General features: G+C 62.9%; 19 protein-coding genes and 1 other RNA gene. 7 read left to right on the top strand and 13 right to left on the bottom strand.

All coding sequences use genetic code 11. From position 1 onward, the window contains the following. Positions 1-344: 344 nt before the first annotated feature. The gene (gene dapB, locus NFH97_RS07250) at positions 345-1,163 is read right to left on the bottom strand and encodes a 4-hydroxy-tetrahydrodipicolinate reductase (protein ID WP_287163525.1); all 819 of its coding nucleotides are present in this window, start codon (positions 1,161-1,163) and stop codon (positions 345-347) included. Between the two features lie 152 nt (positions 1,164-1,315). Between dapB and NFH97_RS07255 the strand changes: the two genes are divergently transcribed. Beyond that, positions 1,316-2,383 carry an esterase-like activity of phytase family protein gene (locus NFH97_RS07255; RefSeq protein ID WP_349624612.1) on the top strand — a complete coding sequence of 356 codons (1,068 nt, stop codon included), beginning with the start codon at positions 1,316-1,318 and terminating at the stop codon, positions 2,381-2,383. Between the two features lie 16 nt (positions 2,384-2,399). Here the strand turns inward: NFH97_RS07255 and NFH97_RS07260 are convergent, their stop codons facing one another. The 3 genes from NFH97_RS07260 to NFH97_RS07270 all read right to left on the bottom strand — a co-directional run bounded on the left by NFH97_RS07260 (position 2,400) and on the right by NFH97_RS07270 (position 4,818). Further along, positions 2,400-3,221: a class I SAM-dependent methyltransferase gene (locus tag NFH97_RS07260; RefSeq protein ID WP_349624613.1), complete on the bottom strand. Its 822-nt coding sequence runs from the start codon at positions 3,219-3,221 to the stop codon at positions 2,400-2,402. Between the two features lie 141 nt (positions 3,222-3,362). After that, the gene (locus tag NFH97_RS07265; protein WP_349625492.1) at positions 3,363-4,298 is read right to left on the bottom strand and encodes a DMT family transporter; all 936 of its coding nucleotides are present in this window, start codon (positions 4,296-4,298) and stop codon (positions 3,363-3,365) included. Then, complete coding sequence (locus NFH97_RS07270; protein WP_124805081.1) at positions 4,288-4,818, bottom strand: MarR family winged helix-turn-helix transcriptional regulator; 531 nt, start codon at positions 4,816-4,818, stop codon at positions 4,288-4,290. The genes NFH97_RS07265 and NFH97_RS07270 overlap by 11 nt, the downstream gene beginning before the upstream one ends. A gap of 182 nt (positions 4,819-5,000) precedes the next feature. On the opposite strand from NFH97_RS07270, the gene corA reads away from it, so the two are divergent. Next, positions 5,001-5,966 carry a magnesium/cobalt transporter CorA gene (gene corA / locus NFH97_RS07275; RefSeq protein ID WP_222569905.1) on the top strand — a complete coding sequence of 322 codons (966 nt, stop codon included), beginning with the start codon at positions 5,001-5,003 and terminating at the stop codon, positions 5,964-5,966. 22 nt (positions 5,967-5,988) lie between these two features. Here corA and NFH97_RS07280 read toward each other — a convergent pair whose 3' ends face one another. The 5 genes from NFH97_RS07280 to grpE all read right to left on the bottom strand — a co-directional run bounded on the left by NFH97_RS07280 (position 5,989) and on the right by grpE (position 11,451). Next, positions 5,989-6,261 carry a DUF2218 domain-containing protein gene (locus tag NFH97_RS07280; protein WP_349624614.1) on the bottom strand — a complete coding sequence of 91 codons (273 nt, stop codon included), beginning with the start codon at positions 6,259-6,261 and terminating at the stop codon, positions 5,989-5,991. A 105-nt stretch (positions 6,262-6,366) separates the two neighbouring features. Next, complete coding sequence (locus NFH97_RS07285) at positions 6,367-7,281, bottom strand: DMT family transporter (protein WP_348827431.1); 915 nt, start codon at positions 7,279-7,281, stop codon at positions 6,367-6,369. 213 nt (positions 7,282-7,494) lie between these two features. Then, positions 7,495-8,631 (bottom strand): molecular chaperone DnaJ, encoded by a 1,137-nt coding sequence (gene dnaJ / locus NFH97_RS07290; protein WP_045992286.1) that lies wholly within the window; start codon positions 8,629-8,631, stop codon positions 7,495-7,497. A gap of 90 nt (positions 8,632-8,721) precedes the next feature. Continuing rightward, complete coding sequence (gene dnaK, locus NFH97_RS07295; RefSeq protein ID WP_349624615.1) at positions 8,722-10,647, bottom strand: molecular chaperone DnaK; 1,926 nt, start codon at positions 10,645-10,647, stop codon at positions 8,722-8,724. Positions 10,648-10,806: 159 nt separating this feature from the next. Continuing rightward, positions 10,807-11,451 (bottom strand): nucleotide exchange factor GrpE, encoded by a 645-nt coding sequence (gene grpE / locus NFH97_RS07300; protein ID WP_348815169.1) that lies wholly within the window; start codon positions 11,449-11,451, stop codon positions 10,807-10,809. Between the two features lie 397 nt (positions 11,452-11,848). Here grpE and recN point away from each other — a divergent pair, with 397 nt between their 5' ends. Further along, on the top strand, positions 11,849-13,522 hold the full coding sequence (gene recN, locus NFH97_RS07305; protein ID WP_213227359.1) for a DNA repair protein RecN: 1,674 nt from the start codon (positions 11,849-11,851) through the stop codon (positions 13,520-13,522). A 228-nt stretch (positions 13,523-13,750) separates the two neighbouring features. On the opposite strand, the gene fur is transcribed toward recN, so the two are convergent. Beyond that, the gene (gene fur, locus NFH97_RS07310) at positions 13,751-14,197 is read right to left on the bottom strand and encodes a ferric iron uptake transcriptional regulator (RefSeq protein WP_045992290.1); all 447 of its coding nucleotides are present in this window, start codon (positions 14,195-14,197) and stop codon (positions 13,751-13,753) included. Positions 14,198-14,269: 72 nt separating this feature from the next. Here fur and NFH97_RS07315 point away from each other — a divergent pair, with 72 nt between their 5' ends. Continuing rightward, positions 14,270-14,725, top strand: a complete 456-nt coding sequence (locus tag NFH97_RS07315) for an outer membrane protein assembly factor BamE (RefSeq protein ID WP_045992301.1) — start codon at positions 14,270-14,272, stop codon at positions 14,723-14,725. A gap of 164 nt (positions 14,726-14,889) precedes the next feature. Here NFH97_RS07315 and NFH97_RS07320 read toward each other — a convergent pair whose 3' ends face one another. Next, positions 14,890-15,189, bottom strand: a complete 300-nt coding sequence (locus NFH97_RS07320; protein WP_349625494.1) for an RnfH family protein — start codon at positions 15,187-15,189, stop codon at positions 14,890-14,892. An 88-nt stretch (positions 15,190-15,277) separates the two neighbouring features. Then, the gene (locus tag NFH97_RS07325; protein ID WP_045992292.1) at positions 15,278-15,712 is read right to left on the bottom strand and encodes a type II toxin-antitoxin system RatA family toxin; all 435 of its coding nucleotides are present in this window, start codon (positions 15,710-15,712) and stop codon (positions 15,278-15,280) included. 221 nt (positions 15,713-15,933) lie between these two features. Between NFH97_RS07325 and smpB the strand changes: the two genes are divergently transcribed. From smpB to NFH97_RS07340, 3 genes are all read left to right on the top strand, one after another. Beyond that, positions 15,934-16,425, top strand: coding sequence for an SsrA-binding protein SmpB (smpB, locus tag NFH97_RS07330; protein WP_045992293.1), 492 nt, complete (start codon positions 15,934-15,936; stop codon positions 16,423-16,425). Positions 16,426-16,479: 54 nt separating this feature from the next. Then, positions 16,480-16,859: a transfer-messenger RNA gene (ssrA, locus tag NFH97_RS07335) on the top strand. Between the two features lie 995 nt (positions 16,860-17,854). Beyond that, complete coding sequence (locus tag NFH97_RS07340) at positions 17,855-18,988, top strand: mandelate racemase/muconate lactonizing enzyme family protein (RefSeq protein WP_349624616.1); 1,134 nt, start codon at positions 17,855-17,857, stop codon at positions 18,986-18,988. 510 nt (positions 18,989-19,498) lie between these two features. Here the strand turns inward: NFH97_RS07340 and NFH97_RS07345 are convergent. Continuing rightward, positions 19,499-20,899 carry an aldehyde dehydrogenase family protein gene (locus NFH97_RS07345; RefSeq protein ID WP_213227364.1) on the bottom strand — a complete coding sequence of 467 codons (1,401 nt, stop codon included), beginning with the start codon at positions 20,897-20,899 and terminating at the stop codon, positions 19,499-19,501. Positions 20,900-21,021 lie beyond the last annotated feature (122 nt).

A 21,021-nucleotide genomic window follows, 5' to 3' on the forward strand; every position in this document is an offset into this window, starting at 1 on the left:
TACGACCGCCGCCATACGCTCGCCGGCGTCGGCGACCTGTCGCCAGGCCATTCGGCACCGACCCGGCCCATCGTGCGTCAAGCACACAAGGAGCCGGGCCGTAAAAAAGCGGGACGAAACCCGGTGTTTGACCGGTTTCATCCCGCTTGTTGTCATTCGCTCGGAATGCAGAGCCGGCACCTATGCTGCGAGAGACGTACTAAACGCTCTCGACGCGACACTTTCATGCCCGGCCCGGCCAAAATTTTTGGAATGTTACAGCATCTGGGCCGGGCTGACTACCCCGGAACAAGCACTTTGCCATGGGTAACACCACCCGCGACGTCGCCAGAGGCCCACAAAACTCAGTCCAGGCCCAGCACGTCGGACATGCCGTAGCGTCCCGCCTCACGCTCGGCGACCCAGCGTGCTGCGCGCACCGCGCCCCGGGCGAAGGTCATGCGGCTGGACGCCTTGTGAGTGATCTCGATGCGCTCGCCTTCGGTAGCGAACATCACGGTATGCTCCCCGACGATATCGCCGGCACGCACCGTGGCGAAGCCGATTTCCTTGGGATCGCGAGGACCGCACTGGCCTACCCGCTCGAACACCCCGTGCTCCTTGAGGTTGCGATCCAGCGCCCCGGCGACCACCTCGCCCATGCGCAGGGCGGTACCGGACGGCGCATCGACCTTGTGACGATGGTGGGACTCGATGACCTCGATATCATAGCCCTCGTCGCCCAGCGCCTTCGCTGCAGTCTCCAGAAGCTTAAGGGTCAGATTGACGCCGACGCTCATGTTGGGCGCAAACACCGTGGGCACTCGCTCGGCATAATCGTCGAGCTCGGCCTGCTCGTCATCGGACAGACCGGTGGTGCCGATGACGATGGCCTTGCCATGCTCGGCACAGAAGGCCAGGTTGGCCAGGGTCACCTTGGGCGCGGTGAAATCGATCAGCACGTCGAAGTCATCGACGATGGCCTCGAGGGAGTCCACCGCCGCCACGCCCTGGCGGCCGACTCCGGCCAGCTCGCCCAGATCGGCGCCAGCCAGCGAACTGCCCGGCTCGACGATGCCGCCGGCGAGGACGGCGTCGTCGTCCTGCATCACGGCGTTGACCAGGGTGCGGCCCATGCGGCCGGCGACGCCGACGATGGCGATACGGGGGGCGGTACGGCTCATGCAATCTCCTGGAGAAACGAGAGTTCGAACAGACAGGCGGATCAACGTAGATACGCCAAAATGTAAAGGGATTCGGCGCAGTATACCAACGTCGCTCCCTCTTGCCTCGCCCTGGCCTTCACGCTGACATTCCCGCCCGACAGGACCGCCCCATGCCGTTCAGAAAAATGCTCCGATTGCCCCTTATCAGCACGCTGGCAGCGTCCCTGTGGCTTGGCGGCTGCACCGCCCAGGTCAAGCCGACCAGCTTGCAGGGCGAGGCCCCCGCCCAGCCGGGGCTGAGCATGTGCGGCACCCTGGCACTACCGAGCCAGTGGCGTCCCACCGAAAACAACACCAGCGTTCCCCTGGGTGGTCTCTCGGCCATGGCCTGGGACACAGACGACAACCTGCTGCACCTGGTATCCGATCGCGGGCGCGTGCACCAGGCAAGGCCAGTACTTGAACTCGGCCGCCTGGTAGACCTGCGCCCGATCACCAGCCACCGATTGAAGGCGCAGGACGGTACGCCGCTGGAAGGCAAGGCAGCAGACGCCGAGTCGCTGGTGCTGGCGCGGGCCGATGATGGCGTCACCGGCAACACCGAACTACTGGTCGGCTTCGAGCAGGACCATCGCGTGCAGCGTTTCGCTCTCGACGGGATGCCAGAGGGGGACGCCCTTCGCTCACCGCTTACCCTTGATGCAGGTGCCAATGAAAGCCTGGAAGCACTCACCCGGGTGCCGGGCATCGGACTGATAGCGGGGCTGGAGTCACCCCCCGATGGCATGAACGCGCAAAACGGTGTCAGACACACCCTTCTGTTCAGCCTGGCAGAGAACGCTACCGACACGCGCCGGTGGCACTACCCACTGGCCTCACCGGCCGACAGCGCCCTGACCGACCTGCTGGCCATTGAGAAAACTGCCACAGAGACTCCACCGCGGCTGCTGGCGCTGGAACGGGCCTTTTCTCCGCCACGTCCGCTGACCATCAGCTTAAGCCTGGTGGAGCTGCTGCCACCGCCGCAGGTACGGGTGACACGCCTGGCCAGCCTGTCCGCCGGAGAAGGCTGGCGCGTCGACAACATGGAGGGGCTGGCGCGATTGCCCGGTGGCGAATTTCTGATGGTCAGCGACGACAACTTCAGCGCCCTGCAGCGCAACCTGCTCGGCTGCTTTCGACTGCCCGATAAGGCGCTCTCTCTCGACGCTGGATCTGCCCGTGCCAACGGCCGGTAATGCCACTGCCCGCTGATCAGCGGCGGGCCACCAACAGGTGGTGATTGAACCCGTCGGGGCCCCACAGCCAGGCCGACTCAGCATCGGTGAAGCGCAGCGGCTCGCGCCTGACCCGGGAGAAGCCGACCGACTGCAGCGTCTTGACCACGGTACGCCCGGGGATCGCGACGTGGTCCACCGGCAAGACGTCGTCACCGGCGCGCACCTGACCAGGCACCAGACTCCAGGGCCGGGGCCGCTCACCCGGGGCGACGCCTGGGTCGTAGCGATAGCTGGTCAACGCCTCGAGGCGATCCATACGCGCCGGGTCAAGCACGTAGTCGTGGGTGATATCGAGCCACACCAGCAGGCCACCGGGCTTGAGCGCCTCGAACAGGTTTCGGCAAGCACGGGTGAGCATGGCCTGATGCTGGATGAAGTGGAAGGCGAAGACACTGACCAGGGTATCGAAGGGCGCCTCCGGCAGAACAAGCTTGCGATAGGCGTCCTCGACCCGAAAGCCGAGGCCCGGTGCCTGGTGGCGCCGGCTGGCCAGCGCGACCTGGGAGGGACTGATGTCGATGCCCAGCACCTCTTGCGCACCCTTGCCCTTGAATTCGGCCGCCAGCGCTCCGTTGCCACAGCCCACATCAAGAAGACGCTTGCCGACCAGATCTTCTTCCAGATTGAGATAGTGAAGAACGGAACCGGTGAAGGTGCCGTATCGCTCGTCGCGGGCCAGCTGGTCATAGCGCTCGCTCAGCGCCTCGGAGAAGACGTCGTTGGCAAGGCCGCGGTCGCCAGGCTGCTGACAAGGGGAAACGGCTTGTGCGCCGAGAAGGGGGCTGGCTGACGGCATGGGGGGCTCCTTGGCATTGATGCGCCTTTGCCCCACCTTTACAGCTTCATATAACCACCACCACACCGCACTAAGCCAAATCCGTACACCGCCCACCTCTTTGCCCAATGATGCAAAGATGTCTGAGTAAAACTCGCCTGCTCACGCCTGGCTGCGCAGCTTGACGTCCCGCCGCAGCAGCAGCGCGATGGCCAGCACGACCAGCAGACTGCCCGGCAGCCATTCGAGTGCAAGGCGTTCAGGCGCCTGGGCAAACAGCAACAGCATCGACACAAAGGGCACCAGATAACCGTAGGCGGTAACCGCCGCCGGGGTCAGGATGGCGGTCGCCCGCTGCTGCAGCCAGAAGGTCATTCCGCTGGAGAAGAGCCCGAGATAGGCCACCACCGTCAGATCGAACAGCGTCATTCGGCCCAGCGCGGCCGGATCCCCGAAGACCAGACCCGAAAACCCGATCAGCAGTGCCCCCATCACCAGGCTCCACAGGGTACGCACCCCCGCGTGCTCAGATAGCCAGCCCTTCGCCAACCCCAATTTGGACAACACCGGATACATCGCCGAGGCGATGCAACCAGCGAAGAAGGCGGCTTCGCCCACGCCGAACTGCATGCGGGCAAAGGAGCCACCGGCCTCGGCCCAGGCCAGCCCCACGGCGCCGACGGCGCCAAGTACCAGCAAGGCCAGCAGCGCCAAAGCACGGTGCTCGACCCCCACCAGCCGGCCCAGGCCGTAGGCCAGCAGCGGCACGCTGACGAACAGCGTGGCCATGGACAGCGCCGTGGTCAGGTGCGCCGCCCAGAACATGGTGCCGAAGAAGCTCGCCAGACAGAGCCCCATCAACCCATAGAGCCCGAGCCCGGCCAGACTCGGCCGGAGACCAGGCGCACCCCACACCAGCGGCAACACCGCCAGAGCGGCAATCACGAAGCGCAGTGCGGTCAGCGACAGTGGCGGAAGCCCTTCACTCAACATCCCCACCGCCGGAAAGGACAGCCCCACCAGCGTCGCCCACACCAGCATCCCGACGTGGGCCCACCACACACTGCTATCGCTGGACACCCGGCAATCAGTCGTCATCACGGCTGACCTCCCCTTCCAGCGCCAACAGCAACTGGCGTAGACCAGCCGCCAGGCCTGCCGCCTCATCATCTGCCAGGGTGGCGCGCATCGAAGCGAGTTCAGCCAGGTAGGCGTCCAGCAGCGCCGGCATCATGGCCTTTCCCGACTCACTGAGACGAATCAGTACACTGCGACGATCTTCAGGGTTGGCAACACGCTCCACCAGGCCACGACTGGCGAGCCGATCGAGGCGGTGGGTCATGGCCCCTGAACTCAGCACCACCGCCTCGCACAGGGCGTTCGGTGTCAGCCCCTCGTGCACGTCGCGCCGGTAGAGGGTCGCCAGCAGGTCAAACTCGCCTTCCTTCAAGCCGTGCTGCCGGAATACCGCCTGAACCCGACGGTCGACATGCTTCAGCACGCGATACAGCCGGGTAAAGATGCCCATGTCGCCAGGGTCGCGATCCGGGAGAACCCTGCACCACTCCGCCATCAGTCGATCGATGGCATCGTTCGGCCCGGTGGACGGAACCTGCATATCACTTATCTCCAAGAAAAGTATCTTCACTTGAAGATAGTTATTCCGACGCAAAATGCCAAGCCCCTCATGCCCACAACGCCGAACAGCGATGGTCGCCTGGGCGCAACATGCAGTCGGCAACCGCGACGTAGCGTCTACCTTTTCCTCAGAACCACGATAACAACCGCAAGGGGACAACGATGATCGTCAACTGCGTGGCGTATGAAGAAGGACGGCGTCTTTGCAACATCGACAGAGGCGAGATCGATGACTACCGCTCGCGCTCGAACTGCTTTGTCTGGGTGGCGCTGCACGACCCGGACGCCGAGGAGCTCTCCACCTTTCAGGACATCTTCGCGCTGCATGAACTGGCCGTGGAGGATGCCCTGGTCGGCGAACAGCGCCCCAAGGTGGAGGAATACGGCGACGCTCTGTTCGTCGTCACCCAAGTGATCAGCGTCAATCAGGGCGAGGTGCAGCATGGCCAGCTGGCCATCTTTGCCGGTCCCGGCTATGTACTGTCGGTACGTCAGCACTCCGGGCGTGGATTCACCGACGTGCGCGCCCGCTGCGAGCGCGAGCCCGAACTGCTCAAGCAGGGGCCGGCCTTCGTGCTCTATGCGCTGATGGATGTCGTAGTGGACCGCTACTTCCCGGTGCTCGAAGAACTCGAGGCCGAACTGGAAAGTATCGAGGACCAGATCTTCGTCCGTGGCAGCGCCCGCGCCAGCCTTGAGCGGCTGTATCAGCTCAAGCGCCGCACCATGTGCGTCAAGCACGCGGTGACCCCACTGGCCGAAGCCAGCTCCCACCTGTTCGGTGGACGCGTCCCGACGCTGTGCTACGAGACCCAGGACTACTTCCGCGATGTCTACGACCACCTGCATCGAATCGAGGCGGCCATCGATACCATTCGCGAAACCATCATTACCGCCATCCAGGTCAACCTGTCGATGGTGGCGATCGACGAGAGCGAGGTGCACAAGCGCCTAGCCTCCTGGGCGGCGATCTTCGCGGTAGCGACCATCCTCGCCGGCATCTGGGGGATGAACTTCACCCATATGCCGGAGCTGGACTGGCGACTGGGCTATCCGCTGGCGCTGGGGATGATGGTGCTGTGCTGCGGCGCGCTCTACCGACGCTTCCGTCGCACCGGCTGGCTATAGCGCCAATCGCGTCCAGCCAAACTCACTGCCAGACGACGCTGACCGGCTCCTTGCCCGCCATCCGCTCCAGGTGGCTGGCCACCACGTCCTTGAGGCGCTCCAGCCGCTCGGCGTCCTCGGCCTGGAGATCGACGCTGAGCTGCGAGTCGGACGCCTTCATCCAGCACTCGCCGCCGGGGAACACCACGTGACCGCTCTCGGCATCCACCTCGAGCTTGTGGGCCCAGTGCTTGCACAGGCGATTGATCAAGCGTTGCCCTGATGCGGTCTCGACGAAGGCTCGGGATTCCACCATGCTTTCCACCGTTTGTGAGAATACGAATATATCGCAGAATCATATCCCCCATGTCATCTCGGCGTCAGGCAACGGCGTGTTGCTGTTCATCGTACCCACGCATGTCTAGCCGTTCTCGGGCGGCGAGCGCCGGCGCGGCCACCCCAGGCGACGGCCTTCCATGGCGGCCAGGGCGGCACCGCCGAGCAACAGCGGCAGCGCCAGCAGAAAGCCGCTCGACAACGGCTGGCCAAACAGCCAGAGATCGGCCAGCACCGGCCACACCAGGGCGATGTACTCGAAGGGGGCAAGCCTCGACACCTCGGCAAAGCGCAGCGCCAAGGTCATGCAAATATGCGCCGCGCCGCCCAGCAACCCGGCCAGGATCAGCAGCGTCAGCGTCTGGGTCGGCAGTGCTACCCAGCCCAGCGGCAGGGTCGCCAGGCCCGCCAGGGTGCAGGCCAGCACAAAGTAGAAGGCGATGGCACCGGCCCCCTCAGTGCGCGAGATGCGCCGCACCGTGACCAGCGCCGCAGCCGTCAGCGACGCCCCCAGCACACCGAGCGCGTAACCCGACAACTGCCCGGCCTTGTCGGCGTTGCCGATATCCGGCACCACCAGCACCGCCACCCCGCCCACGGCGAGCAACAGTGCCAGCGCTCGCGGTGGGGTAAAGCGCTCGCCCAGCAGCACCACGCCGCCGATCGCCATCAGTACCGGCGCCAATTGGGCCAGCAAGGTGGCCTCGGCTACGGGCAGGCGCGCCAGGGCCGCAAAGGTGGCAAACATCGAGGCGGCGCCGAGGCTCGAGCGCAGCAGATGGCCCAAGGGGCGCCGGGTCGCCAGCCCTGCCGGAAACTCCCGACGCCAGGCCAGAAACAGCACGATCGGCAACAGCGCAAAGGCCGAGCGATAGAACACCACCTGGCCCAGCGGCACCTCGTCGCTCACCCACTTCACGCACACCAGCATGGCGGCGAACAGCACCCCGGAGGCGATGCGCAGCACGATGCCCGCCAGGGGCCTATCCCTATCACTCATGATCATCGTCCCTGTTCAGAAGAGCCGCGCCGTCCACAAGCTCTGCCCCACCCAATCAAGCTGCCCATCAGAAGCGCCCGAGCGTGACGCCCCGCTGACGGCCCATGTGCAGCCGACACAAAAAACCGACCCCCGGCGCCAGGCGTCGGGGGTCGATCATCGTCACTAAGCCCTGGTCGGCGCAGGATCACGCCTGGCCCGAGGCTACGCGACTTACAGCTTCATATCTTCGAAGAACTTCTTCACCCCGTCGAAGAAGCTCGACTTCTTCGGCGAGTGCTGGGCGTTGCTGCCACCCAGGCTGTCCTGGAACTTGCGCAGCAGATCCTTCTGTTCCTCGCTGAGCTTGACCGGGGTTTCCACCACCACCCGGCACAACAGATCGCCGGCGGGGCCGCCGCGTACCGGCTTGACACCCTTGCCGCGCAGTCGGAACAGCTTGCCGGTCTGGGTTTCCGCCGGAATCTTCAGCTTCACCCGACCATCCAGCGTCGGCACTTCGAGCTCACCGCCGAGGGCTGCGTCGACGAAGTTGATCGGTACCTCACACTGCAGGTGACGCCCTTCGCGCTCGAAGATATGGTGCGGCTTGATCGCGACCTGCACGTACAGGTCCCCGGGCGGACCGCCGTTGATACCGGCTTCGCCCTCGCCATTGAGACGAATGCGATCGCCAGAATCGACGCCGGCCGGAATCTTCACCGACAGGGTGCGGGTCTCGCGCACGCGACCTTCGCCATGACAGGCGTGGCACGGCACCTTGATGTGCTGGCCGCTACCGTGACAGGTCGGGCAGGTCTGCTGCACGGCAAAGAAGCCCTGCTGCATGCGAACCTGACCGTGTCCGTGACAGGTCGGGCAGGTTTCCTTGGTGGAACCCGGCTCGGCACCTTCGCCGTCGCAGCGCTCACATTCGATGTGACGCGGCACACGGATGTCGACACTGGTGCCGGCCACCGCGCTCTCGAGGTCAAGCTCGAGGTTGTAGCGCAGGTCGCTGCCCCGCTGGGGCGCATTGGGGTTACGACGTCCGCCGCCACCGCCGAAGATGTCACCGAAGACATCACCGAAGATGTCACTGAAGCCGCCAGCCCCGGCGCCGCCAAAGCCACCACCGCCCTGGCCGTCGACGCCGGCATGGCCAAACTGGTCGTAGGCCGCACGCTTCTCGCTGTCGGTCAGGACCTCGTAGGCCTCGGACACTTCACGGAATTTTTCCGCTGAGGTGTCATCGTCCGGGTTACGGTCCGGGTGGTACTTCTGTGCCAGGCGCCGATAGGCCTTCTTGATGTCCTTCTGATCGGCACCGCGCTCGACACCTAGTACCTCGTAGTAGTCTCTCTTGGACATGGGTCTGTCCGCCTCCGTCGCGACGCTCAGCAACACCAACGCGGGAGTCCGGCTCCCGCGTTGGCGTCATCCGAGGTTCAGATGTCGTGGTTACTGCTTTTTCTGGTCGTCGTTGACTTCTTCGTACTCGGCGTCGACCACGTCATCTTCCTTCTTGGCGCCAGCGTCGGCGTCACCCGCCTGCTGGCCAGCGTCCGCCTGCTCGGCGTACATCTTCTGCGCCAGGTTGCCGGAGGCCTCGGTCAGGGCGTCGAGCTTGGCCTGGATGGCGTCCTTGTCGTCGCCCTGCAGCGCTTCCTCGAGCTCCTTGATGGCGCTCTCGATGGCCTGCTTCTCTTCATCGGAGGCCTTGTCGCCGGCTTCCTCGAGGGTCTTGCGAGAGGCGTGGATCATGCCATCGGCCTGGTTGCGCAGCGCCACCAGTTCCTCGAACTTCTTGTCCTCGTCGGCGTGGGCCTCGGCGTCGCGGACCATCTGCTCGATCTCGTCGTCGGACAGGCCGCTGGAAGCCTTGATGACGATGGACTGTTCCTTGCCGGTGGCCTTGTCCTTGGCGGACACGTTGAGGATACCGTTGGCGTCCAGGTCGAAGGCGACCTCGATCTGCGGCACACCGCGCGGCGCCGGCGGAATGTCCGACAGGTCGAAGCGACCGAGCGACTTGTTGCCGCTGGACTGCTTGCGCTCACCCTGCAGCACGTGAATGGTCACGGCGGTCTGGTTGTCGTCCGCGGTGGAGAACACCTGGGTCTTCTTGGTCGGGATGGTGGTGTTCTTCTCGATCAGCGGCGTCATCACGCCACCCAGGGTCTCGATACCCAGTGTCAGCGGGGTCACGTCCAGCAGCAGCACGTCCTTGACGTCACCGCCGAGCACGCCGCCCTGGATCGCAGCACCCACGGCCACGGCTTCGTCCGGGTTGACGTCCTTGCGGGCGTCCTTGCCGAAGAACTCGGCGACCTTGGCCTGAACCATTGGCATACGGGTCTGGCCACCGACCAGGATGACGTCGTCGATCTCGGAGGCGGACAGGCCGGCGTCGGACAGTGCGGTCTTGCACGGCGCCAGCGAACGGCTCACCAGCTCTTCCACCAGCGACTCAAGCTTAGCCCGGGTCACCTTCACGTTGAGGTGCTTGGGACCGGTGTTGTCGGCGGTGATGTAAGGCAGGTTGACGTCGGTCTGCTGGGCGCTGGACAGCTCGATCTTGGCCTTCTCGGCGGCTTCCTTCAGGCGCTGCATGGCCAGGTTGTCGCCAGACAGGTCGATACCGCTGTCGGCCTTGAACTGGTCGACCAGGTAGTTGATCAGCTTGAGGTCGAAGTCCTCACCACCCAGGAAGGTGTCGCCGTTGGTGGCCAGCACCTCGAACTGCGTCTCGCCGTCGACGTCGGCCACTTCGATGATGGAGATATCGAAGGTACCGCCACCCAGGTCATAGACCGCGATGGTCTTGTCGCCGCGTGACTTGTCCATGCCATAGGCAAGGGCAGCCGCGGTCGGCTCGTTGATGATGCGCTTGACCTCGAGCCCGGCGATGCGACCCGCGTCCTTGGTGGCCTGACGCTGGCTGTCGTTGAAGTAGGCCGGCACGGTGATGACCGCCTCGGTCACTTCTTCGCCCAGGTAGTCCTCGGCGGTCTTCTTCATCTTCTTCAGCACTTCCGCGCTGACCTGGGGCGGTGCCAGCTTCTTGCCCTTGACCTCGACCCAGGCGTCGCCGTTGTCGGCTTCGGTGATGGTGTAGGGCACCATCTTGATGTCCTTCTGGACGACGTCATCCTTGAAGCGACGGCCGATCAGGCGCTTGATCGCGTACAGGGTGTTTTCCGGGTTGGTCACCGCCTGACGCTTGGCCGCCTGACCCACCAGGGTCTCGCCATCATCGGTGTAGGCGATGATGGACGGGGTGGTACGTGCGCCTTCTGCGTTCTCGATTACCTTGGCGCTGTCGCCGTCGAGCACGGCCAGACAGGAGTTGGTGGTACCAAGGTCAATGCCGATGATGCGTCCCATAGGAAATCCTCGAATTCGTGTCTTGCGTAACTGAAGTTTGGCTTGCGGCGTTCGCCGCGGGGTTGCCGACTATCTGGGGGGCGTCTCCGCCGATTTCAAGGCCCCATGTTCAACTCCTGTCGACAACCCGTATCGGTCAGGCCCCGTGGGCCGGATGTTTCAGCCGGCCGTCTGGCTCACTACCACCATCGCCGGGCGCACCAGGCGTCCGTTGAGCACGTAGCCCTTCTGCATCACGTCGATGACGGTGTTGGGGTCGACCTCGGGGTTCGGCACCATGGCCATGGCCTCGTGGTACTGCGGGTCGAACGGCTCGCCCTGGGGCTCGACGATCTCGACGCCGAACTTGGCCAGTACGTCGAGCTGCATCTTCAGGGTCATGGAGACACCCTCGCGATGCACCTCGGAGGCGTCCTCACCCATGGCCTCAAGCGCCTTTTCCAGGCTGTCGACCACCGGAAGCAGGTCCTTGATGAACTTCTCCAGCGCAAACTTGCGCGCCTTCTCGGCCTCGGCTTCCGCCCGCCTGCGCACGTTCTGCGCCTCGGCGGCGGCACGCAGGGCCTGGTCCTTGGCCTCGGTCACGCTCTGCTCGAGCTCCTCGACGCGGGCCGCCAGCACCTCGGCCTCGGGGTTGTCACCGCCTTCCACGGCCTCGGCCTGTGCCTCATCCTCAGCCTGATCGACGATGTCCTCGAGTTCGCCCTCGACGGCCTCGGCAGCATCGACCGCCTGCTCCGGCTCGCCTTCCTGCTCCTGGCGAGCGAGTTCGTCATCCAACGGGGTCTGGGGATCTTTGGCCATGTGCAGCCTCCTGAAGAAGTCCAACAATTGCGGTAGCACCGCCTTTACAGTGGCTGGTCCGGGGACCAGAGGTTGCAGAGGTATATGGGGTTGGCCACAACAATCTCAAGGGGAAAGACGCAGATCCTGATCAGACTTTCCCCGGCAGGCCCAGGATTTGCCGCAGCGCTGACCCGCAACCACTGAAGTTGCTGCGCAAGGATGCATTGAGGGCGCGCCTGGACTACTGTATAAACAGACACCACATGGATGGATAAACAGTAATGACAACCCCCACCCATTGCGCCATATCGATGCTCTAGCGATTGCGCGTGCGATTGCCGCACCCATCGCCCTGTACGACCGCCACCCTTGCACTGACCGTCGCACCGCTCGGTGACGCCACCAGGAGGCACGCATGCTGACCGAACTCTCGATCCAGGACTTCGCCATCGTCGACCACCTCGAACTCGAGCTCGAGGGCGGCATGACTGCCATCACCGGCGAGACCGGCGCCGGCAAGTCGATCCTGCTTGGCGCCCTGGGCCTGTGCCTGGGCGAACGCGCCGACGCCGGCAGCGTGCGCCACGGCCAGTCCAGAGCCGACCTGAGCGCGCGCTTCGACATTGCCAATCTGCCCAACGCCCGGGCCTGGCTTGCCAACCGAGAACTGCCCGATGACGACTGCCTGCTGCGGCGCGTGGTCACTAAAAGCGGTCGCTCCAAGGCCTGGATCAACGGCCAGCCGGCCACCATCGCCGACCTCAAGTCGCTGGGCGAGACCCTGATCGAGATCCACGGCCAGCACGCCCACCAGGCCCTGCTGGCCGAGGACACCCACCTGCGTCTGCTCGACGACCTGGCCGGCCACCGTGAATCGGTGAGTCGGCTGGCCGAGCTCTACCGTGAGTGGCAGTCCACCCGGCGACAACTGAAACGGCTGGCCGACGACGGCGATGAAATCCGCGCCCGTCGCCAGCTGTTGCGCTATCAGGTGGAAGAACTCGACCAACTCGGCCTGGGCGAAGACGAGCTCGAGCAGCTCGAACGTGAACAGGAGCTGCTGGCCCACGCCGAATCGCGCCTGGCGGAGACCCAGTTCGCCCTCGACTGCTGCGATGGCGAGGAAGGCGGCGCCCTGCCCCTGCTCCACCAGGCCAGCCAGCGCCTGGCCGCCCTGCCCGGCAGCGACAAGGGAGCCCTGGCCAACGCCATCGCCTTGCTCGGTGACGCCAGCATTCAGCTCGAGGAAGCCGGCCGCGAACTGCATCAGGTGGTCGCCGACGTGGAGCTGGACCCGGAGCGCCTGGCCTGGGTAGAGCAGCGCCTGGGCGAGGCTCACCGCATCGCTCGCAAGCACCATGTACTGCCCGACGAGATCGTCGCCCTGCACCAGCGCCTGACGGCAGAACTTCAGGGACTGGAGGGCGGTGACGAGGACCTCGAGGCGCTGACCGAGAAGGCCGACGCCCTCAAGGCAGAATGGCGTGCCCTGGCAGAGACCGTCAGCGCCGCTCGCCAAAAGGCCGCCAAGCGTTTCGGCAAGGAAGTCCAGCAGCAACTGGCGTTTCTGGCCATGGGCAAGGCCCGCTTCGAGGTCGACGTCAGTCGGCGCGATGCCGCCGCCCCAGAGGGCATGGACCGGGTGCGCTTTCTGATCGCCGCCAACCCCGGCCAGCCGCCACGCCCGCTGGCCAAGGTAGCCTCCGGTGGCGAGCTGTCGCGTATCAGCCTGGCCATCCAGGTGATCGCCGCCCAGCACTCCACCATCCCCAGCCTGGTGTTCGATGAGGTCGACGTCGGGGTGTCCGGTGCCACCGCCGAGATCGTCGGCCAGCTGCTCAAGCGACTGGGCCAGGGTGGCCAGGTACTGACGGTGACCCACTTGCCCCAGGTCGCCGCCCAGGCCCACCACCATCTGCACATCGAGAAGAAGGCGCGCAAGGATTCCACCCGCACCCGCATGGCGCATCTGGACGAAGCCGGGCGGGTCGGCGAGCTGGCGCGCATGCTCGGCGGCGTCAAACTCTCGGACCAGACCCTGGCCCATGCCCGCGAAATGCTCGACGCAAGCCAAAGGGCGCACCATTAGGCCCGGCGAACCCAGACAGCACAGAAAAGCGATACTGACGAGCAGTACGCAAGAAAAAGCAGCATTTTACAGTGAGCCAACAACGCAAGCGCCACGCCCCCAATTGACGGGGACGTGGCGCTTTTGTGTATCCACTGGCCGAACAGCGCTGATCACATCTTCCAGACACGAGAAAGCCTCCGCCCGGGGGCAGAGGCTCTTGCTCAGCGCTACGCGCAGAGGGATCCGTTACTTCTTGGCGATGCCTTCCTGACGCGTCGCCTTGGAACCCTTGGGTCTGACGTAGAGGACCAGCGCGTGATCGACGAGTTCGAAGCCGTGCTCCTCGGCGATCTCCTGCTGCCGACGCTCGATGGTCTCGTCGAAGAACTCGATGATCTCACCGCTTTCCAGGCACACCATATGGTCGTGATGCTCTTCCTGGGAGAGCTCGAAGACCGCATGGCCACCGTCGAAATTGTGTCGGATCACCAGGCCCGCCGACTCGAACTGAGTCAGCACGCGATACACCGTCGCCAGGCCCACATCTTCACCGGCTTCGAGAAGCGTCTTGTACACGTCCTCGGCGCTGAGGTGGTGCTGATCGGTGGCAGATTCGAGGATCTGCAGGATCTTTACGCGCGGCAGAGTGACTTTCAGTCCAGCCTTGCGCAATTCATGGTTCTTGTCGGCCATGGTTGCTCTTCGCAGTATCAGGTAGGGTCGGGTATGATCGACCGACCCCACGATAGTGAAGAACAGGCGCAAATGCAAAAGTTGACCGGAATTGTCACCCTTTCACTGGCCCTGGCGCTGACCAGCGGCTGCACCTACTTCAGCGTGTACAAGCGCGACCTGGCACAGGGCAACCTGGTGACCAACAGCATGGTCGAACAGCTGCGCCCCGGCATGTCCCGACAGGAGGTCATCAACCTCATGGGCTCGCCGCTGCTGGAGGCCCCGTTCAGCGCCGACCAGTGGGACTACGTCTACCGTCTCGACGAAGCTTACGGCGACGTGATGCAAAGACGCGTCACCCTGACCTTCGCCGGCAACAACCTGGTCAATATCGACCGGGAAGGCGACTTCAGCATGAACCCGGACGTGGCAGGCAAGCATAGCTACGGCGTAGGCCCCACCAGCGGCGGCGGCGACGATAACCCCGAGGGCGAAGCCAATATCGAGCCGATCTACAACCGCACCGTGGATCCCGAGCGCGAGTAAGCCGTTGGCGCCAGCGAGAACACGCATCAGGGTGGCCACAACGGCCACCCTAGTTGGTTCTACGCCTGGCTGGTTCTACGCCTGGTGGGCTCTACACCTAGGCGCTTCCATGCGCAGCGCCTTCGCTCAGACGGCGACGCACCTGCCCCGGCCGCCCAGGGTCGCTAGGAGGAAGAGCGGCTACGAGCCGCCCTCTCTGCCCTCGCCGCCTTGGGATCGATCTTCAACGGTCGATAGACCTCTACGCGATCACCGTCACGCAGCATCTGCCGTGAGGGTTCTTTCAACGCCTTGCCGAAGATACCGAGACTGGCCTCGCTGAAGGTTTCCACAGGCAGTTCGGGAAACAGCGACGGCAGGTCGGCCAACGCCAGCGCTTCGCTGGCGGTCGTGCCCTTGGCGACGCGCAGCGCGACAAGACGTTGCTTGTGCGGCAAGGCAAAGGCCACTTCCACGCGAAGCACCTCGTCGCTTGCGTCTTCCTTTATATCTGGCCCCGCCGAGTGATCGGCAGGTGCCGGCTCGACACGAGGAGCCGAGGGTCTCGCGCTGTCAGCGGCCATAGAGCTCATCGGCACGCCGCGTGAAGGCATCCACCTGCTGGCCCGCGATCTGCTGGAAGACCTTGCCAAAGGCCATGCCGAGCAGCCGGCTGGAGAACTCGAAATCCATCTCCAGGCTGACCTTGCACACGTTCTCGCCCATGGTGATGAATTTCCAGCGTCCGTCCAGTCGCTTGAACGGCCCCTTTACCAGCGACAGCTCGATACGGTCAGGCTCGTGCAGGTCATTTCGGGTGACGATGGTCTGCTCGATGCCGGCCCGCCCCAGGGTCATTTCGCCGATCAGGTGCGATTCGTCCTTCTCCAGCAGCCGCGCGCGACGACAGCCCGGCAGAAACTCCGGATAGCGCTCGAAATCGTTGACCAGATCGAACATCTGCTTGGGGGTGTGCCGCACCATGGCGGACCGATTGACGGTTGGCATTGACCTCTCCGCTGACTTCCAGAAGCCCAGGGCGTATCATGAGCGGTTATTTCGGCCTCAAATGGTAGCACGCTTCCCCGGCAGAACTGGAGACAGCCGAAAGGGGGACCGACGGGCAGCGCCGCCGTGGCAACCGCCTGGCGTCGACCCGGAAGGCTACACATCGGGCCACATCGGTTACGACACCGCTTCCACGACCGATTCAGACATCAAGAGGTTCCATGGCCAGCAAGAAGGGAAAGGACAAGGGTCCCGGCAACAACACCATCGCTCAGAACAAGAAGGCGCGCTTCGAATACCATATCGACGAGTCCTTCGAGGCCGGGCTGGTGCTGGCGGGATGGGAGGTCAAGAGCCTGCGTGCCGGCAAGGCCCAGCTCACCGACACCTACATTCTGGTGAAGAACGGCGAGGCCTGGTTGCTCGGCAGCCATATCATGCCGCTCAACACCACCAGCACCCACGAGGTGGCGGACCCCACGCGCACGCGCAAGCTGCTGCTTCATCGCAAGGAGATCGCCAAGATCTTCTCGCGCACCCAGGATAAGGGGCACACCTGTGTGCCGCTGAAGCTGTACTGGAAAGGCAGCCGGGTGAAGTGTGAGCTGGCGCTGGTGACGGGCAAGAAGCTCCACGACAAGCGCGCCACCGAGAAGGATCGCGACTGGCAGCGTCAGAAGGGCCGCGTCATGCGGGAACAAAACCGCGCCTGAGTCGTCAGATGTAGTACAGACCGCCGGATCTTTGGTACACTGGCGGGGCGTTACGGGGGCGACATGGTTTCGACGCCGATGACAACCCCTGAGGTGCATGCCGAGAGCGTGATGTATCTCGTAAATCCAACATCACGACTAAATAGTCGCAAACGACGAAAACTACGCTCAGGGCGCGCTGGCAGCGTAAAAACTGCTAGCTTCTAGTCCTACCCGGCGGCGACGTGCTCATCCGTTGCCAATGGGCTACGAGCCAAGATAGGTGAGATCGCGGTTGGCGCTGTCCTCTCGTCAATCGCTAAACTTTGGAGGAATCGCGTTTCGGGATCCTGCCCGTCGGAGCCCGAGGCGTTAAATCAAATGACGGAACTAAGCATGTAGAGCCAATGGGCGAGTGTCGGCGGACGCGGGTTCGATTCCCGCCGCCTCCACCAACACCAGAAGAAGACCACCTGTTAAAGGGTGGTCTTCTTCGTTTCAGGGCGCCCCCCCCCCCCCTGAAAAGCAGAGCCAAGGGCGAGGTCGGCGCTCTCTACAGACCCAGGGGTTCGATTCCCGCCGCCTCCACCAACACCAGAAGAAGACCACCTGTTAAAGGGTGGTCTTTTTCGTTTCAGGGCACACCCAGAAAAGAAGAGCCAAGAGCGAGGTCGGCGCTCTCTACAGACCCGGGGGTTCGATTCCCGCCGCCTCCACCAACACCAGAAAGATGCCACCTTCCCAAAGGTGGCATTTTTCGTTTCAGGGCGCCCCCCCTGAAAAGAAGAGCCAAGAGCGAGGTCGGCGCTCTCTACAGACCCAGGGGTTCGATTCCCGCCGCCTCCACCAACACCAGAAAGATGCCACCTTCCCAAAGGTGGCATTTTTCGTTTCAGCCTCCTAGATAAGGAAGCCTCTAGGGCGAAGTCGGCGCTCTCCACAGACCCCGGGGTTCGATTCCCGCCGCCTCCACCAACACCGACGAAAAAGCCACCTCATCTGAAGGTGGCTTTTTTCTACCTGGAAGATACAAAGGTTAAAGGTGAGCCAAGGGCGAGGTCGGCGCTCTCTACAGACCCAGGGGTTCGATTCCCGCCGCCTCCACCAACACCAGAAAAGAAGAGCCAAGGGCAAGGTCGGCGCTCTCTACAGACCCAGGGGTTCGATCCCAGCAGCCTCCAGCAACACCGACGAAAAGGGCTTGCCAAGACGCCGATCCCATCGAGCAACGCGATTTCCATGGTGTCGAAAGAGCCGGCTAGTGCTAAAGTCATATTGTTATGTTTTTAAGCACGCAGGAAACTTTGATAGAAGCACGAACCTCGTCAGGTACCGCAGGTGGACTCCGGCCCAGCGCTGCTTGAAAGCCTTGTCGTCGACATCACGATACTTCGGTCATCCAGATGGCTCCTGGTGGCGATCAGGCACTCTTGAAAATGGATCTGAAAACATGAACAAACCTCTCGTCATCCGCGAAGCAAGTGCCTTCGTCTATCGCTGCCCTCTGGAAACCCCGGTCGAGACTTCCTTCGGCACCATGTCGGACCGCCCTATGGTCGTGGTTCGTGTTACCGACGAGGATGGTCACCACGGCTGGGGGGAAATATGGTGCAACTTCCCGATGGTAGGGGCTGAGCACCGCGCACGACTGGTCAGCAGTGTATTTCGGCCCCTTCTACTGCAGCAACGCTACGAATCTCCCCAGCATGCGTTCGATCACCTTCAGGCGAGCACCCGTGTACTGATGCTGCAGTGCGCAGAACCGGGCCCCTTTGCCCAGTGCCTCGCTGGTATCGACCTGGCTCTATGGGACCTCTGTGCACGTCGTGAGCAACAGCCATTGTGGCGCTATCTGGGCGGCGCCTCCGACCGCATCTCGGTGTACGCCAGCGGCCTCAACCCTACCGAGCCCGAGCGCCTAGCCCGCAAGATGGCAGACCAGGGCTTTACCCGCTTCAAGCTCAAGATCGGTTTCGGCTCTCAGCGCGACCGAACCAACCTGCTGGCGTTACGCGACACCCTGGGGGACGACGCCAGCCTGATGGTAGACGTGAACCAGGGCTGGGATTTGCAGCAGGCCCGCGAACAACTACCGGCCCTTGAAGACCTGAATCTGAAGTGGATCGAGGAGCCCTTGTTGTCCACGGCACCCTGGCAGGAGTGGAAGGCTCTGGCGGAGCTAACCGACATTCCGCTGGCAGCCGGAGAGAACCTGATGGGCGAAGAACGCTTTCAGCAAGGAATTGATAGTGGTGCACTGGCCATCGTTCAGCCCGACGCGGCCAAGTGGGGGGGTATCAGTCGAGGGCTGCCTCTGGCCAAGATGATCATGCAGGCAGGCCTTGGCTACTTCCCCCACTACCTGGGTGGCGGCGTTGGCTTGCTGGCCTCCGGTCACTTGCTCGCATCCGCTGGAGGCGAAGGCGCACTGGAGATCGATTCCAACCCCAACCCGCTTCGTGGTGATCTGGCCGGGCCTCTTGGTCAGATTGAGCGTGGCACGGCTCATCTGGGAGAATCACCAGGCATCGGCAGCCTTGATGGCCTGGAGAGTCTGACAAGCTACCTGGTCAAGGAGTTCTGACGGCTCGGAGGTGAATGACGCGACTTCTGACGCTATTGTCCGGCGCTGGTCCCGATGATGTTCATGCTTGAGCAAGACCGTTCGTCGTATGTACCAGCATCCCTCGCCAGGGTGAAGCATCACATCGCAAACTTGTCGACATCCTGGCACTCAGTGGCCAGGCTATCCGGGACCGCGACCGCTCCTCCGCTCTCCTGGCTTGGAGAACGTAGACGGCTGACCTGAGCCCATCGCTGCAAGAAACAACTAACACACCATCACAAGACGGTAGACGGTCGCTACCAAGCGACCGTCTACCGTCCTCTGTGGACACGTTGCCACGCTCGCCCCCCTTGCGATCAAGGGCCGAGCCTCCTGCCTTGCTATCAACACCCATCCCACTGCTACGAAGAAATGTGAACCGGCGTCAGCGATTTTCGCCGGACAGGCACCCGCCTCGCGGGTGCTCTGTCCATGGCAAACCGTTGGAAGGGTGCCAGCGACGCACTCTCGTCGACCGACGCGCCTCTGCTATACCTTGGCTCTTTGATAGATTGAGTGCTCAGTCGTATAAAAATGAATGACAGATTGTCCGTTCGAGCCACCAACCCCCAAGGCGCTGTCCTTCACTCCGACGAAGGGCAGATGGTTCTCGGGGAAGCTACCACAGTTGACATGCAGCATCCCCGCATCGCAACGGGACAGGAACTCATCGACAGTTGCACAGTTCTCGGAATACAGGCACGCACTCAATCCATATGCAACGTCATTGGCAACCTCAAGACCTTCCTCGATGTTGCTATAAGAAATCACAGCAATCACCGGACCGAACACTTCCTCACGTGCGACTTCCATCTCGCGGGTAACACCGCCAAGTACCGTCGGCGCGTAGTAGAAACCACCACCCTTACTGGCGACATGCTCACCGCCAGCCACGACCTTCGCCCCTTCTCCCTGCGCTCGCTCCACGAAGGTAGCAACGCTATCCAATTGTGCTTTGCTAATAAGAGGACCAATACCTCCGCCATCCTTGCTGTCAGGCTCAGGTCTCTTCTGTACAGCCTGCGACGCCAACAGCTCGACCATAGACTCCACCAGGGACTCGTGCACCAGAACGCGACTGATGGCGGTGCAACGCTGACCGGATACGGCAAATGCTGCCGTTGCGACTTGCTCGGCGACAAGAGCGAGATCATGTGAATCGTGGACAATGACCGGATTCTTCCCTCCCAACTCGAGACTTACCTCTGCAAGGTGCGAGACGGCCATTTGCGCAACTTTCTTTCCCACAGACGTTGACCCGGTAAAGCTGACAGCAGCAACACCATCGTGCCCCACCAGGGTACTGGCTAAAGCGCCGTTACCGACTACCGTCCTGACCAGCCCCTTGGGAAAGAAGGCATCAGCGATCTCCTGAAACTTGACCAAGGCTCCAGGCGCCAGGGACGCAGGCTTGAGAATGATGGCATTGCCATAAAGCAATGCCGGTATCGCCTTCCTCATGGGTGTACTAAAAGGAAAGTTCCAGGGGTTGATACCTACCACAACGCCCCTTGGGCGTCGAACCGTGTATGTCAGCGTGCCAGGAACCTGTGAGGGCAGCACCTCCCCCGATGGGTTGGAGGCACGCGCTATCATGGCCCGGCCTTCTCCAAGTGCCTTGGCAACCTCACCATGGCTCTCTGCCAACACCTTGCCGGTCTCCATCGTCATGACACTGGCTATCTGGTCCTTCTCTCCCTCCAGGGCATCGAGGAACTCTCCAATAATAGCGCCCCGCCTAGGTTGAGGAATTTCGGCCCATTCAGACTGGGCGGATTGTGCAGACTGAATGATGACATCCAACTCGCTTTCTTCAGTGATCACGTAGCTTGCCACCAGCTCATCAGGAGCTGCAGGGTTGTAAGTATCTAATTTGTTTACATTGTTCATCAGAGCCACCTCATGCATCAGTATTGAAGAATTATTTGAAACACCATTGCCACTTGAATGTGGCTATTCAGTCAGATTCCCTACACCGCGCCACCGGCAAGCTGGCAGACATGCTCATCTCT

Source organism: Halomonas sp. SCS19, assembly GCF_040147015.1.
Classification (GTDB): domain Bacteria; phylum Pseudomonadota; class Gammaproteobacteria; order Pseudomonadales; family Halomonadaceae; genus Halomonas; species Halomonas litopenaei.

What these genes read in the sequence shown, in the direction of transcription:
- dapB (WP_287163525.1), bottom strand. Translation starts at nt 1,163, where the DNA reads ATGAGCCGTACCGCCCCCCGTATCGCCATCGTCGGCGTCGCCGGCCGC.
- NFH97_RS07255 (WP_349624612.1), top strand. Translation starts at nt 1,316, where the DNA reads ATGCCGTTCAGAAAAATGCTCCGATTGCCCCTTATCAGCACGCTGGCA.
- NFH97_RS07260 (WP_349624613.1), bottom strand. Translation starts at nt 3,221, where the DNA reads ATGCCGTCAGCCAGCCCCCTTCTCGGCGCACAAGCCGTTTCCCCTTGT.
- NFH97_RS07265 (WP_349625492.1), bottom strand. Translation starts at nt 4,298, where the DNA reads ATGACGACTGATTGCCGGGTGTCCAGCGATAGCAGTGTGTGGTGGGCC.
- NFH97_RS07270 (WP_124805081.1), bottom strand. Translation starts at nt 4,818, where the DNA reads ATGCAGGTTCCGTCCACCGGGCCGAACGATGCCATCGATCGACTGATG.
- corA (WP_222569905.1), top strand. Translation starts at nt 5,001, where the DNA reads ATGATCGTCAACTGCGTGGCGTATGAAGAAGGACGGCGTCTTTGCAAC.
- NFH97_RS07280 (WP_349624614.1), bottom strand. Translation starts at nt 6,261, where the DNA reads ATGGTGGAATCCCGAGCCTTCGTCGAGACCGCATCAGGGCAACGCTTG.
- NFH97_RS07285 (WP_348827431.1), bottom strand. Translation starts at nt 7,281, where the DNA reads ATGAGTGATAGGGATAGGCCCCTGGCGGGCATCGTGCTGCGCATCGCC.
- dnaJ (WP_045992286.1), bottom strand. Translation starts at nt 8,631, where the DNA reads ATGTCCAAGAGAGACTACTACGAGGTACTAGGTGTCGAGCGCGGTGCC.
- dnaK (WP_349624615.1), bottom strand. Translation starts at nt 10,647, where the DNA reads ATGGGACGCATCATCGGCATTGACCTTGGTACCACCAACTCCTGTCTG.
- grpE (WP_348815169.1), bottom strand. Translation starts at nt 11,451, where the DNA reads ATGGCCAAAGATCCCCAGACCCCGTTGGATGACGAACTCGCTCGCCAG.
- recN (WP_213227359.1), top strand. Translation starts at nt 11,849, where the DNA reads ATGCTGACCGAACTCTCGATCCAGGACTTCGCCATCGTCGACCACCTC.
- fur (WP_045992290.1), bottom strand. Translation starts at nt 14,197, where the DNA reads ATGGCCGACAAGAACCATGAATTGCGCAAGGCTGGACTGAAAGTCACT.
- NFH97_RS07315 (WP_045992301.1), top strand. Translation starts at nt 14,270, where the DNA reads ATGCAAAAGTTGACCGGAATTGTCACCCTTTCACTGGCCCTGGCGCTG.
- NFH97_RS07325 (WP_045992292.1), bottom strand. Translation starts at nt 15,712, where the DNA reads ATGCCAACCGTCAATCGGTCCGCCATGGTGCGGCACACCCCCAAGCAG.
- smpB (WP_045992293.1), top strand. Translation starts at nt 15,934, where the DNA reads ATGGCCAGCAAGAAGGGAAAGGACAAGGGTCCCGGCAACAACACCATC.
- NFH97_RS07340 (WP_349624616.1), top strand. Translation starts at nt 17,855, where the DNA reads ATGAACAAACCTCTCGTCATCCGCGAAGCAAGTGCCTTCGTCTATCGC.
- NFH97_RS07345 (WP_213227364.1), bottom strand. Translation starts at nt 20,899, where the DNA reads ATGAACAATGTAAACAAATTAGATACTTACAACCCTGCAGCTCCTGAT.